Raw genomic sequence first — 13037 nt, forward strand, 5'->3', positions numbered from 1 at the left:
AATGAAGAATGTAAACGCGAATTTTCAAATTCATAACAAAAGAGAGCTTGAATTTGCACTCTTTTGTATCGATTTTGTTGCAAAAGAGTTGAAAATGCCTACAAACGTTATTTATCAAAAATTAGCAGAAAGTAGTTTGTTGCAAAGCTATATTATTGCGAATTATGAGATATTGCATACGCTTGGAAAGGATTATTTGGTGGAGGATATTATTGGTTTAATGCGAGAAAAGGATTTGTTATGATTTTATATCATGGTTCAACGCTGGAAATTTTACACCCGGATATTACTTTTTCTCGTGAAAAACTAGATTTTGGTCGCGGATTTTATACGACACCAATTAAACAACAAGCTATAAATTGGGCTATGCGTTTTAAGAGATTGGGAAAAAGTGCGGTGTTAAATTATTATGAATTTGATGAATCGCTATTTTCCCAATTTCATACTAAGGAATTTTATTCTTACAATGAGCAATGGCTTGATTTTATTTTAGCAAATCGTACTGGAAAAGAGATTGAGCTTTTTGATATTGTGATTGGTGGTGTTGCGAATGATCGCGTATTTAATACTATTGAGTTATTAATGGAAAATTTGATCTCAAAGCAAGATGCATTAGGGAGACTGATTTATGAAGAAAATAACCAACAGATTTGTTTTTTGAAACAGGAAGTTTTGAATCAACACCTTATTTTTAAAGGAAGTGAAATACTATGATGGCAAATCCCATATTATTACAACGTAAATACGCTCGAATTATTGTATTGCTTGCTACACAGTTACATATTTCCTTGGCGGAAGCTTTAGATTGCTTTATGTTCTCAAAAACGTATGAAATGATGAGTGAAGGTATTGCTGATTTACATTGCTTGAGTGATGATTATTTAGTTGAAGAAATTCTCCGAGAACAGCAAAATGGATAATACAGTTTATATTTATCCGTCCGAGAAATGTGTAGCAACATCTCATTTCAAATTTTCTATTTATTCTACTAATCTTCTTTCTCGTCAAATTCGCCATGCACAAACCTTAAAAAAACGAGGGGAGTCTGTACCAGTTTATTACGTGCAAATTAATGGTGAAATTCAATCGCTTGGACTGCCAATTTTCTTTGAAAATAGCCGTTATGATTTTGAGTGGGAATTTCATTGTGATGTTCTGTCCGTTAAGCTAAATCATAAACTTAGTGCTGTTAATCATGCTTTTCGTTTTAATAAAAATAAACAACTTTTTACCGGTTCTATTGATACAGCTAATGATATTGGCTGGTTTCATTTGCCATTAAGCTACGAACTTTTTGATGGTTCAATTCACGATTTTGAATTTGCCTTTGAAGTATTGCCAAGCAAGATAAACCTACATCAAGATTTACCTAGAATGTATCAGGATATTGATGCAGAATATCCGTTATGGCGATTTAATTTGGCAGAAAAAACAGAACAATATGCTAGCGATAGCCACCAAGTTGGTGAGTATTTTCCCTTATTATGGATTGCACAATTCCAATGTTTACAAGAAGATTTTGTAGCGGCATTGAAAGTTATCGCCAATAGCCCACATCATCGCTTACAAACCGTAGAAAAATATCAAAAAGCGGAAAAAATCAAAGGTAAAGTGCCAGAGCGTGTTGCAATAAAAATTCGGGATGATTTTAGAAATGGGTTACACCACAAACGTTATGCCATAAAGGAAAAACTTTTATCTGCAGATACGCCTGAAAACCGTTTTGTGAAAATGGCTGTCATCCGTTCAGATCAGATTTTAGGAAAATTTAATCGCACTTTACGCAAAGAAAATGAGAAAAGTGACCGCTTGTCAGATGCGTTTTTTGAGCGATTAAGTGGCTGGCAAAAGCCATTAAAACAGATACTACATCAACCATTTATGCAACAAGTGGGTGAATTTCAGGGATTAATGAAAGAAAGTTTGGTATTGCAACAACGCTCTGGTTATAGTCGCTTGTTTCAAATTTGGCAAGAGCTGAAACATTATTTAGATTTATTTGATAATCAAGCGGAAATTTCACAGAAATCAGTGGCAGAGATTTATGAAGTCTGGTGTTTTTTAGCATTAAGACGATGTTTACTCGCATTAGGTTTTGAAGAGAAAGTGAAGAAAAAAGCAAATTTAAATAAAAATACTGATTTCAGCTTAATTATGCAAGATGGGATATGCGGTGCTTTTCGCTTTGAAAAAGAAGGCATTCATATTTGTTTAGCCCATGAACCTAAATTTACCAAGCAAAATCAGACACTTCGATCTTTCGTAACCCCACAAAAACCCGATATTTTCTTAGAAATTACCTTTCCAAATCAACAACGTTATATTTGGTTATTTGATGCAAAATACCGAATTAAAACTGAACAAGAGCAAGGTGAACAAGATGATATTGAGCATATTGATTATGTGCCTGATGATGCTATAAATCAAATGCATCGCTATCGTGATGCCTTAATTTTGTTGAATGAAGATGAATTAAATCCCAAATCTCGCCCTATTTTTGGTGCTTTTGCGTTGTATCCAGGTTTTTTTGCTCAAGAACAGATGGATAACCCATACAAATACGCCATTGAACAAGTAGGTATTGGCGCCTTTGCATTATTACCTGTGAAAAATGGTGATTATTGGTTGAAGCATTTTTTACAAGAACGATTATTAAACAAATCTAGGTTACAATCTCAATTATTATTACAACACGAAGCGCGTATTGCAGACCATGGTATGCAACAGCGTATCTATTCAAATTTAGTTTTAATGATCTCATTAGGTGAAAATCGTTCTGAGCAATACTTAGCAGATTTTAAACAAGGTAAGTCTAAATGGTATCATACACCTGTTGCTACATTTGAACTAAAAGTTGCAGATTATCTTGCAAGCGAAATTCAATTTTTAGCCTTGGCATTTAATGGAAAAATTGAACGAATTTACCCTGTTAAAAATGTACAAAAATTAGCACGTTCAAAAATTACCGAGAAACAATCTGGCAGTAAAAGTCAAAGTGCTGAACCTTATTATCTCTTTGAACTTAGTAAACCATTTCTTTTAGAAATACCAATTTTAGATGTGCCATGCTTAGATAGTCAAGGTAGAGGATTCCGGCATTCCATTAAACTAACAACACTAGATAAATTAGACGATATGACATCATTTGATGAGATTGAGAGTGTATTAATGAAATAATATTGCTAGTGAATGGTAATATTTCCATAGACATTAGCGTTGCCGTTGTGGGTTTAATCCTAGAACACTCGAAAATAGTGGAAAAGCTCTCGAAGCTTGCTATATTTCATACAACTTTTCTATAATTATTTATTATTTCAATATAAGAAACAAATTTATTCTAAAATCGCTATTTTTCTCTTTTTTTATTTCATTATAATGCATTTCATCTTGTTTAATTTTAAGGAAAACCAAATGAAAAAATCATTGATTATTTTAACGACACTTTTATCTTCTGCTTTCGCCATGGCGCAAACGACACCTGAGCAGAATAAAGCTAACGCCCTTGCATTTTATGAAATGGCTTTTAACCAACATAAAGTTCAAGAAGCAACCGATAAATACATCGGTAAAGAGTATTTACAACACAATCCGACCGTCGCAGATGGTGGCAAAGCATTTGTAGATGCATTTGCACCATTCCTTAAAGCTCATCCACAATCTCGTGCAGAAATCAAACGAGTGGTGGCTGAAGGCGATTTAGTGATGTTACACGTACATAGTAAATTGAACGAACAAGATCGTGGTGAAGCGGTGGTTGATATTTTCCGTTTTGATGAGAATGGTAAAATTGTGGAACACTGGGATGTGATTCAAGCTGTTCCAGAGAAAAGCGTCAGTGGACGTGGAATGTTCTAATGAAGATCTACTACCTGTTTGATCCACTTTGTGGCTGGTGCTATGGGGCTTCGTCTGTTTTGCAAAAAATTAACGAAATCTACCCGCTTGTATTAACGCCAACAGGTTTGTTTTATCAAAGCGGTCGCAAAATGGATGCCAGTTTTGCTAATTATGCGTGGCAAAACGATCAACGTATTGAAAAGCTTACAGGGCAACCTTTTAGCCAGGCTTATTTGGAAAATGTGTTGCAACAAAATGGTGATTTTGACTCTGAAAATGCCTTGCGAGCCTTAACTGCCGTACAACAAATTGCCCCTGAAAAAGGGCTTGCTGTACTTTCTGCCTTGCAAACAGTGCGTTATGTAGATGGATTAGATAATACAGATTGGAACGTGATTGAGCAGGTGTTACTTCAACAAGATTTGGGTCAAGCAGTGGCATTATTGAAAGATCCTTCAATCGAAATGGCAACCTTGCAACGTATCCAATTTGGGCAACAGCTTGCTCAACATTGTAATGTGCAAGGCGTACCGCAGTTGATTGTGGAAAAAGATGAGCAGTTGTATATTGTTCCTAGCCAGTTGCTATATCAGGATGGGGATAAGCTTATTCAATTTATTGAAGCTCGATAACCGAATGGTTAAGTTATGCAAATAGCTTAACCATTTTTTACAGAGATTAATGATATTGCGTGCTTAGCACCAATACATTGAGAAATAGTGTACTGATTTAACGTTTGATAAAACTGCTCTAACGCTTCATCTAGCAAATTTTTCAAATGGCAATCTGCTTTTAAAATACAAACAGGCGTATTGCAATCGACGAGTTTAGGATCGCCCTGTAATGTTCTAATTACTTCACCTACGGGCATAGATAAAACTAGTGAAGAGACTCTGATCCCCCCACCTTTTCCCCTTGTGGTAATTAACCAATGTTGCTTTGCCATAAAATGCACCACTTTCACTAAATGATTTTGTGAAACATGTAACTGTTCTGCAAGCTGTGGAATAGTGTGAAGTGCGTCTTGGTGATGAACAATATACATCAATACTCGAAAAGCATAATCGGTAAATTTACTTAGCTGCATAGGCTGTCCTTGTATTTTTATTATTGCCTATAGTTTAAACCATTTTTTGTGATTTCTTCTATTTTACTTTATTGCAATTTGAATGTTTAAAGGTGTATTATAAATACATCTTTAATCCTATTAACTTAAAAGGAAAAACTTATGTCTCTTACCGCTCAACAAATTGAACTCGTGAAAGCAACTGTTCCTGTTTTAAAAGAAAATGGCGTTGCATTAACAAGTTATTTCTATAATCGTATGTTAACAAACCATCCAGAATTGAAAGAAGTATTCAATTTAGGGCATCAACGCAGTGGCGCACAGGCACGTTCACTTGCAGGAGCGGTATTAGCGTATGCAGAAAATATTGAAAATCCAGCCGTATTAGCTGCTGCGATTGAATTAATGGCGCACAAGCATGTAAGCTTAGAAATTCAAGCGCCAGACTACAATATTGTAGGAACAAACCTTTTACACTCGATCAGTGAAGTGCTAAATATTTCGATGGATGATCCATTAATTGAAGCATGGGCAGCGGCTTATGGGCAATTAGCTGATGTACTTATCAGTACAGAAAAAGCCATCTATGATGAACATGCTCAAACACAAGGTAGCTGGTTAGGTTGGCGTAAATTTAAAATTGCGAAAAAAGTAGATGAAAGCAGTGAAATTACTTCTTTCTATTTAGTGCCAGCTGATAATGGCAGCTTGCCACAATATAAAGCAGGGCAATATATTTCTGTCCGTGTTTTTGTTGAAGAGTTAGGTTTAAAACAACCACGCCAGTACACGTTATCAGATAGTCCAAAAGCAGATCATTTACGTATTTCAGTAAAACGTGAAGATGCGAAAGGTGATTTTGCTGCAGGTTGGGTTTCAAATACCTTACATGGATTAAAAGAAGGCGACGAAATTGAAGTTACTGCACCAACGGGTAATTTCTTCCTTATCAATCAAGATAAGAAAAATGTTTTTATCAGTGGCGGTGTGGGTTTAACACCAATGGTAGCAATGTTAAATCAGTTAGTTGAAGCAGGTATTCCACAACCTGTAAGCTTTATCCATGCTTGTCGAAATGCAGATGTTCATGCAATGAAGCAACATATTGCACAAGTTAAAGCGCAATATGCTAACGTGAAAACCTTTGTGGCTTATGAAGAAGATAGCCGTGGTGAAGCCGATGTTATTGGTCATTTAGACTTGGCGCAAGTTCCGGCTGAGATGTTACCAAAAGATGCCGATTACTATTTATGTGGTCCAACATTCTTTATGCAAGCACAGCATAAAGCCTTAGTCGAACGTGGTATCGCACCTGAACAAATCCATTTAGAAGCCTTTGGTACGGGGGGCGTGAAACTAAGCTAATCTATAGCGAGTTCACTTTTCGACGACAAGCGGTCAGTTTCGTTAAATCTTTTGCAATTTGCAAAAAGTTCATCGGATCTGACCGCTTGTGATTTTATAGATTAAACGTAAAGTCGATACCCGTCGCTTACAAAGCGATCTATAATGCCTTATTTATCAATACAGTAAGGAATAACAATGACAGCAATGCAAATTACACTATCAACAACGCCAGCTCATGAAGCATGGGGAAAAAATGCCATTTTGTCAGCCAATGAGCAGGGAATGACAATTCATCTTGTCAAAGATGAACTTACCACCATTCAAAAAGCTGCTCGCAAAATTAAAAATCAAGGGATTTTAAATGTGGCTTTATCAGGTAATGGCTGGGGGCTAGAGCAATGTTGGGCGTTTCATCAAGGTTTTGTGAGCGTTAAAAATGCAGGTTCAGTAACATATCCCGCACTTAATGAACAGCAGGCGGAATTTGACGCTCGCCTTGCTTGTAGCACCTTTACCCGTGAGCTGATTAATGAGCCGTCAGATAGCCTTACCCCTGAAGTGTTAGCTCACAAAGCGGCGGAATTTATCTTACATCAAGCGGATAAATATGTGGGCAAGGGCAAAGTTTCCTTTGAAATTATCGCTCGAGAAGCCCTAAATGAGCGTGGCTATCACGGTATTTGGACAGTCGGCAAAGGTTCTGCACACTTGCCAGCAATGTTGCAATTAGATTTCAACCCGACAGGCAATCCTGATGCACCTGTGTTGGCGTGTTTGGTCGGCAAAGGAATCACCTTTGATACGGGCGGCTACAGCTTAAAACCAAGTGACGGTATGTCCACAATGCGAACTGATATGGGCGGTGCAGCGTTGGTCACGGGGGCGTTGGGCTTTGCGATTGCTCGTGGCTTGAAACAGCGTGTCAAACTCTATCTTTGCTGTGCGGAAAATATGGTCAGCAGCCGTGCGTTCAAATTAGGCGATATTATCACCTACCGCAATGGCGTCACCGCTGAAGTGCTGAATACCGACGCAGAAGGGCGTTTGGTATTGGCGGACGGTTTAATTGAAGCCAGCAAGCAGAAACCGCAATTTATCATCGACTGTGCGACTTTAACGGGGGCGGCAAAAGTCGCTGTCGGCAACGACTACCATTCGGTTTTATCCATGGACGATCAGCTTGTCGCCCGTCTATTTGACGTAGCAAAAGCCGAAAATGAACCGTTCTGGCGTTTGCCATTTGAAGAGTTCCACCGTTCGCAAATTTCATCTTCTTTTGCTGATATTGCCAACATCGGTTCTGTACCTGTGGGAGCAGGGGCAAGTACCGCAACGGCATTCCTTTCCTACTTTGTCGAAAATTACCAACAAAATTGGTTACATATCGACTGTTCTGCCACTTTCCGCAAAACCGCAAGCGATTTATGGGCAGCAGGGGCAACAGGCATTGGCGTGAAAACCTTAGCGAATTTGTTAATCTCGAGCAAATAATCAATGTAACAACGCCCTGACTATTCAGGGCGTTTTGCAAAAAGAGTTTAAATCTTACCGCTTGTTAAGCAAAGGCTCGTATCGCTCATCGGTTAATGTGCGAAGAAAGGCTTCTAAAGCGTCAATTTCGTGATCGGTTAAGGCTTTGGCTTTTAGATCTTGTTTGGCAAGGGTTGGAGCATATTCGGGGCTTTCCCATGCTTGTTGTGTTTCAGGATTGATCGCTCTTTTTTCATTGTTGAAATGATCTAAATAAAGCAAAACCGTTCTCAGCTCTCGAAATACGCCGTTGTGCATATAGGGGGCGGTAACGGCAACATTGCGTAAAGTTGGCACTTTAAACTTGCCTTTTTGTGCTTCATCGCCTTTTACCTTTGGATTTTCAAATAGCCCGAAATCGACAAAATCCGCAGAATAGCCATTGTGAGCAATCAGTGCTTTGTTGCTCGGTGTGCCGATGTTGTAATAGTGGTAATTTGAAAAGGTTTCTTCTAAATGATCTTGTGTCTGTTGTAGCTGGTGGCAACTGGCGCAGTTGGCTTTGTCTTTGTCAAAAAAGAGTGCCTTGCCTTCGGCTTCAAGGGCGGTGAGCTGATATTCACCTTTGAGCGATTTATCATATTTTGAGCTAAAAGGGGCAAGCAATTTCTTCTCTTGCTGAAAAGTTGCTAAAGCATCTTCCATTGCCGTATAGACTGTATCAACGCTGTTCCAAACGTCTTTTCTATAATGTTGAGTCAGCAAACTGGCATACATTGGGATTTGCCAAAGTCGTTTTGCTACCGAAAGTTTATCAGGCATTCCCATTTCAAGCGGATCAAGCGGTGGCATTCCTGCTTGATTTTGCAAATCCATTGCCCGCCCGTCCCAAAATTGCCCGCCGATATATTGCTGAGTCGTCTCGTCAAAATGAAATTCAGGGGCATATTTGGCATAGAGTATTGTTGGCGAGTTACGTTTACCAAATTTGGTTGGATCATCGCCCTGTGAAACCATTCCTTTCGCACTCGTCTCCCTAACATCAATAAACGCATTATCAGGATTGTGGCAACTGGCACAGTTCTGATTACCGTGAAAAGAAAGACTGTTATCAAAAAAGAGAATTTGCCCTAGCAATGCTTTATCAATACCACCGGCAGGCATTGTGCGGGGTTCTTTTTCGACGGCAAACGTAAAGGCGGGTAGAATAAGGGTAAGAAGAAGTTTTTTATTTTTCATAGGGTTATAGGAAAAACGGCACATCATGTGCCGTTTAGATCATTAAGAGCGTTTCATAATTTCAAAAAACTCATCGTTGGTTTTTGCGACCATTAATTTATCGATGAGAAATTCCATTGCTTCCACTTCGCCCATTGGGTTGAGAATTTTGCGTAAAATCCACATTTTTTGTAGTTCATCTGGGCTGGTGAGCAAGTCTTCTTTACGTGTGCCTGAACGGTTAAAGTCAATCGCAGGGAAGACACGGCGTTCAGCAATTTTGCGAGAAAGGTGTAATTCCATATTACCTGTTCCTTTGAACTCTTCAAAAATCACTTCGTCCATTTTGGAACCAGTATCGACAAGGGCTGTGGCAATAATGGTTAAGCTGCCGCCTTCTTCAACGTTACGCGCTGCACCAAAGAAACGTTTTGGACGGTGTAATGCGTTGGCATCAACACCACCAGACAAGATTTTGCCCGATGCTGGAGTAACGGTATTGTACGCACGAGCAAGACGGGTAATACTGTCTAATAAAATCACCACATCTTTTTTATGTTCGACTAAGCGTTTGGCTTTTTCAATGACCATTTCTGCTACTTGAACGTGGCGAGTAGCAGGCTCATCAAAGGTTGAAGCGATCACTTCGCCTTTAACGGAACGTTGCATTTCCGTTACTTCTTCTGGACGTTCGTCAATCAACAACACGATCAACTCACATTCAGGATAGTTATGGGTAATGCTTTGGGCGATGTTTTGCAGTAACACGGTTTTACCTGCTTTTGGTGGAGCCACGATCAAACCACGCTGACCTTTACCGATAGGCGATGCCAAATCTAAAATACGAGCGGTTAAATCTTCTTTCGAGCCGTTACCACGCTCCATACGCAGACGTGAGTTTGCGTGAAGTGGGGTCAAGTTTTCAAAGAGAATTTTGCTGCGAGAAACTTCAGGTTTGTCATCATTGACTAAATCGACTTTTAACAACGCAAAATAGCGTTCGCCTTCTTTTGGTGGGCGGATTTTACCTTCGATTTTATCACCTGTTTGAAGATTGAAACGACGGATTTGACTTGGAGAAACGTAGATATCATCAGGGCCTGCAAGGTAGGAACTGTCGGCAGAGCGGAGAAAACCAAAACCGTCAGGTAGGATTTCTAACACGCCTTGACCGAAAATGTCTTCGCCACTTTTTGCGTGCTGTTTAAGAATGGCGAAAATAATATCTTGTTTACGTAAGCGAGCTAAATTTTCTAGCCCCATTTGTTCTTCACCGATACGGACAAGCTCCGATACAGGTGTATTTTTTAACTCTGTAAGATGCATAGGAATAATAAATTGTTATTAAAAGATTGGATTAAAAAAGGTTAATTCAGATTTGTTTGTATGAATTGTGGTGGCAAAGAATACAGCGAAATAAGCGCTTTTGCAAATTTTTTCTGCGATCTGACCGCTTGTTTGCAAGAAAAAGAGTAGAATATGCGGAAATTAAGGGGGGAAAATGGCTGAAAATACAGAAGAAGTTCGCTTGGATAAATGGCTTTGGGCAGCTCGCTTTTATAAAACCCGTTCCATTGCCAAAGCAATGATTGAAGGCGGAAAGGTGCATTACAACGGGCAACGGGCGAAAACCAGTAAAATGGTTGAAGTTGGGGCAACCATTAAATTGCGACAAGGCAATGATGAAAAAGAGATTGTGGTAATGGCATTAAGCGATCAGCGTCGTGGTGCACCTGAAGCACAGTTGCTTTATCAAGAAACGGAAAAGAGTATTCAAGAGCGAGAAAAAATTGCTTTTGCTCGCAAAGCCAACGCTCTTTCAATGCCACATCCTGATCGCCGTCCAAATAAAAAAGAGCGACGGGATTTGATTAAGTTTAAATATCAAGAAAACGATTTGTAATTGGCGAAATCGTCCCCATATTGTGAACACTTGCGGTGAAATAAGTCACCGCATTTATATTTTATAAGGATACAGAATGACAACTTATCAACAAGATAACGATAAACTCTATCGCTTTTTATTTCAAAACCGTGCTGTACGTGGAGAGTGGGTACGCTTGAACGATACCTTTACGGAAACATTAAATACGCACCATTATCCTACGGCAGTACAGCATTTATTAGGCGAAATGTTGGTTGCAACGAGCTTATTAACGGCAACCTTAAAATTTGAAGGGACAATTACCGTTCAAATTCAAGGTGACGGAGCCTTGAAATTAGCGGTGGTAAATGGCAATGATCAACAGCAATTTCGTGCTTTAGCCCGTGTGGATGGTGATATTGCCGAAAATGCCACGTTAGCGGAAATGGTTGGCAATGGCGTATTGGTAATTTCGATTATTCCTGAAAAAGGTGAACGTTATCAAGGGGTTATCGCTTTAGATAAGCCGACTGTTAGTGAGTGTTTGGAAGATTATTTCGCACGTTCTGAACAGCTTGCTACACAATTAGTGATCCGTGTGGGTGAATTTGACGGCAAAGCGGTCGCAGGCGGTACGCTATTGCAAATTGTGCCAGACGGTACGGGATCCCCCGATGATTTTGAGCATTTAGCAACATTGACTTCAACCATTAAAGCAGAAGAACTGTTCGGCTTAACCGCTGACGAGTTGCTTTATCGTTTGTTCCACGAAGAAACAGTCGAAGTTTATCCGCCACAAAAAACCGAGTTTAAATGTGGCTGTTCAAGAGAACGTTCAGGGGCTGCGATTTTGTTGTTACCTGAAGCGGAAATTGCCGAGATGCTTGCCGAAAAGCAAGGGGTGATTGATATGCAGTGTGAATGCTGTGGCACCCAGTATTTCTTTGATCAAAAAGCGATTGATGAATTAAAAGCAGGTAGCTAATTTGAGCTATGAGCGGTGAGATAGGCAAATTATTTTGCAAATCTTACCGCTTATTACTTTTTGTTAAGTTAGGAATTAATATGAGCGAACCACAAATTTTACGTCAAGTCGTACTCGATACCGAAACCACAGGTATGAACTTCAACGGTGCTCCCCATCTTGGACATAACATCATCGAAATTGGGGCGGTGGAAGTGATTAACCGTCGTTTAACAGGGCGAACTTTCCACGTTTATATTAAACCGCCGAGAGAAGTTGATGCAGATGCAATACAAGTTCATGGTATTACCAATGAAATGTTAGCAGATAAGCCTGTTTTTGCAGAAATTGCCGATGAATTTATCGAATTTATCAAAGGAGCAGAGCTGATTATTCATAATGCTCCCTTTGATGTGGGCTTTATCGATCACGAATTTTCGTTTTTGCCTAATCCACCTGAAAAAGTCAGTGAGATGTGTGTGGTGACCGACAGCTTGCAACTGGCTCGCAAAATGTACCCTGGTAAGCGTAACAATTTAGATGCCTTATGTGACCGCTTGGGGATCGATAACAGCAAGCGGGTACTTCACGGAGCTTTACTGGATGCGGAGATCCTTGCTGATGTATTCCTGATGATGACAGGGGGGCAAATTGCGTTAATCGGCGAAGAAGAACACGAAAAGGTGGCAACAAGCACAGCGGAGCAAGTGTTTCAGCCATTGCAGGTCGATACGTCAAAATTGGTGTTAATTCACCCTGATGATGAAGAGCAAGAAGCTCATCTCAAATATTTGGAGTTGATCAATAAAAAATCTAAGGGAAATTGTTTGTGGACGAGAGACTTGAGTGCAGAAAATGCAACAATTAACTAAAAACAATGCAATTTGTATAGGAAAAAATCAATCAACAAATTTTTTTAAAAAAGTATTTGACGCTTAAGAGCGAAATCATTAATATACGTCTCGTTCGCTGCGGAGTGGTAGTTCAGCTGGTTAGAATACCTGCCTGTCACGCAGGGGGTCGCGGGTTCGAGTCCCGTCCATTCCGCCAACTAATTTAAAAACGTCATAATATACCTCCTTAGTACGTTAATAGGAAAAGCCCTTGAGTTAATCAAGGGCTTTTTCTTTGCTATGCTATTCATTCATTGCATTTTAATAGGCATATAGGACAAAATAGTTGCTAAAAGTTGGGTTAAAGCCTTATAGTACAAGGCTTTAAGCTACCTTTTTGAAATATGAATAAAAAACTGTCCTTTTTGCCAATATTCG

The 13037-nt window shown here is 39.3% G+C and carries 14 protein-coding genes and 1 tRNA gene; 12 read left to right on the top strand and 3 right to left on the bottom strand.

The window, feature by feature from the left end:
- The first annotated feature begins 1 nt into the window (after position 1).
- The 6 genes from C5N92_RS03200 to C5N92_RS03225 all read left to right on the top strand — a co-directional run bounded on the left by C5N92_RS03200 (position 2) and on the right by C5N92_RS03225 (position 4469).
- Complete coding sequence (locus tag C5N92_RS03200; protein WP_111749426.1) at positions 2-244, top strand: DUF3791 domain-containing protein; 243 nt, start codon at positions 2-4, stop codon at positions 242-244.
- Entirely contained in the window at positions 241-714 is a 474-nt protein-coding gene (locus tag C5N92_RS03205) for a DUF3990 domain-containing protein (protein ID WP_111749427.1), read from the top strand. The genes C5N92_RS03200 and C5N92_RS03205 overlap by 4 nt, the downstream gene beginning before the upstream one ends.
- The gene (locus C5N92_RS03210) at positions 714-920 is read left to right on the top strand and encodes a DUF3791 domain-containing protein (RefSeq protein WP_245898283.1); all 207 of its coding nucleotides are present in this window, start codon (positions 714-716) and stop codon (positions 918-920) included. The genes C5N92_RS03205 and C5N92_RS03210 overlap by 1 nt, the downstream gene beginning before the upstream one ends.
- Positions 913-3177 carry a DUF2357 domain-containing protein gene (locus C5N92_RS03215; RefSeq protein WP_111749429.1) on the top strand — a complete coding sequence of 755 codons (2265 nt, stop codon included), beginning with the start codon at positions 913-915 and terminating at the stop codon, positions 3175-3177. The genes C5N92_RS03210 and C5N92_RS03215 overlap by 8 nt, the downstream gene beginning before the upstream one ends.
- Before the next feature lie 234 nt (positions 3178-3411).
- On the top strand, positions 3412-3855 hold the full coding sequence (locus C5N92_RS03220) for a nuclear transport factor 2 family protein (RefSeq protein ID WP_111749430.1): 444 nt from the start codon (positions 3412-3414) through the stop codon (positions 3853-3855).
- A complete protein-coding gene (locus C5N92_RS03225; RefSeq protein ID WP_111749431.1) occupies positions 3855-4469 on the top strand; it encodes a DsbA family protein in 615 nt (204 codons plus the stop codon). Before C5N92_RS03220 ends, C5N92_RS03225 begins: the two co-directional genes overlap by 1 nt.
- Before the next feature lie 26 nt (positions 4470-4495).
- Here the strand turns inward: C5N92_RS03225 and C5N92_RS03230 are convergent, their stop codons facing one another.
- Positions 4496-4924, bottom strand: a complete 429-nt coding sequence (locus C5N92_RS03230) for an RrF2 family transcriptional regulator (protein WP_111749432.1) — start codon at positions 4922-4924, stop codon at positions 4496-4498.
- A gap of 141 nt (positions 4925-5065) precedes the next feature.
- Here C5N92_RS03230 and hmpA point away from each other — a divergent pair, with 141 nt between their 5' ends.
- Positions 5066-6268, top strand: a complete 1203-nt coding sequence (hmpA, locus tag C5N92_RS03235; protein ID WP_111749433.1) for an NO-inducible flavohemoprotein — start codon at positions 5066-5068, stop codon at positions 6266-6268.
- 177 nt (positions 6269-6445) lie between these two features.
- Positions 6446-7741 (top strand): aminopeptidase PepB, encoded by a 1296-nt coding sequence (gene pepB / locus C5N92_RS03240; RefSeq protein ID WP_181015866.1) that lies wholly within the window; start codon positions 6446-6448, stop codon positions 7739-7741.
- A 54-nt stretch (positions 7742-7795) separates the two neighbouring features.
- Here pepB and C5N92_RS03245 read toward each other — a convergent pair whose 3' ends face one another.
- Together C5N92_RS03245 and rho are read right to left on the bottom strand one after the other, a co-directional pair.
- Positions 7796-8959, bottom strand: a complete 1164-nt coding sequence (locus C5N92_RS03245) for a cytochrome-c peroxidase (protein WP_238138394.1) — start codon at positions 8957-8959, stop codon at positions 7796-7798.
- A 42-nt stretch (positions 8960-9001) separates the two neighbouring features.
- Entirely contained in the window at positions 9002-10264 is a 1263-nt protein-coding gene (gene rho, locus C5N92_RS03250) for a transcription termination factor Rho (protein WP_005714322.1), read from the bottom strand.
- 175 nt (positions 10265-10439) lie between these two features.
- Between rho and hslR the strand changes: the two genes are divergently transcribed.
- The 4 genes from hslR (at position 10440) to C5N92_RS03270 (ending at position 12816) form a co-directional block, all read left to right on the top strand.
- On the top strand, positions 10440-10841 hold the full coding sequence (gene hslR, locus C5N92_RS03255) for a ribosome-associated heat shock protein Hsp15 (RefSeq protein ID WP_111749435.1): 402 nt from the start codon (positions 10440-10442) through the stop codon (positions 10839-10841).
- A gap of 76 nt (positions 10842-10917) precedes the next feature.
- On the top strand, positions 10918-11787 hold the full coding sequence (gene hslO / locus C5N92_RS03260; RefSeq protein WP_111749436.1) for an Hsp33 family molecular chaperone HslO: 870 nt from the start codon (positions 10918-10920) through the stop codon (positions 11785-11787).
- 80 nt (positions 11788-11867) lie between these two features.
- Positions 11868-12638 carry a DNA polymerase III subunit epsilon gene (dnaQ, locus tag C5N92_RS03265; protein ID WP_111749437.1) on the top strand — a complete coding sequence of 257 codons (771 nt, stop codon included), beginning with the start codon at positions 11868-11870 and terminating at the stop codon, positions 12636-12638.
- Positions 12639-12739: 101 nt separating this feature from the next.
- Positions 12740-12816: transfer RNA gene (locus C5N92_RS03270), tRNA-Asp, on the top strand.
- Positions 12817-13037: the final 221 nt, after the last annotated feature.

The organism is Glaesserella australis, from assembly GCF_003260095.1.
Taxonomy (GTDB): domain Bacteria; phylum Pseudomonadota; class Gammaproteobacteria; order Enterobacterales; family Pasteurellaceae; genus Glaesserella; species Glaesserella australis.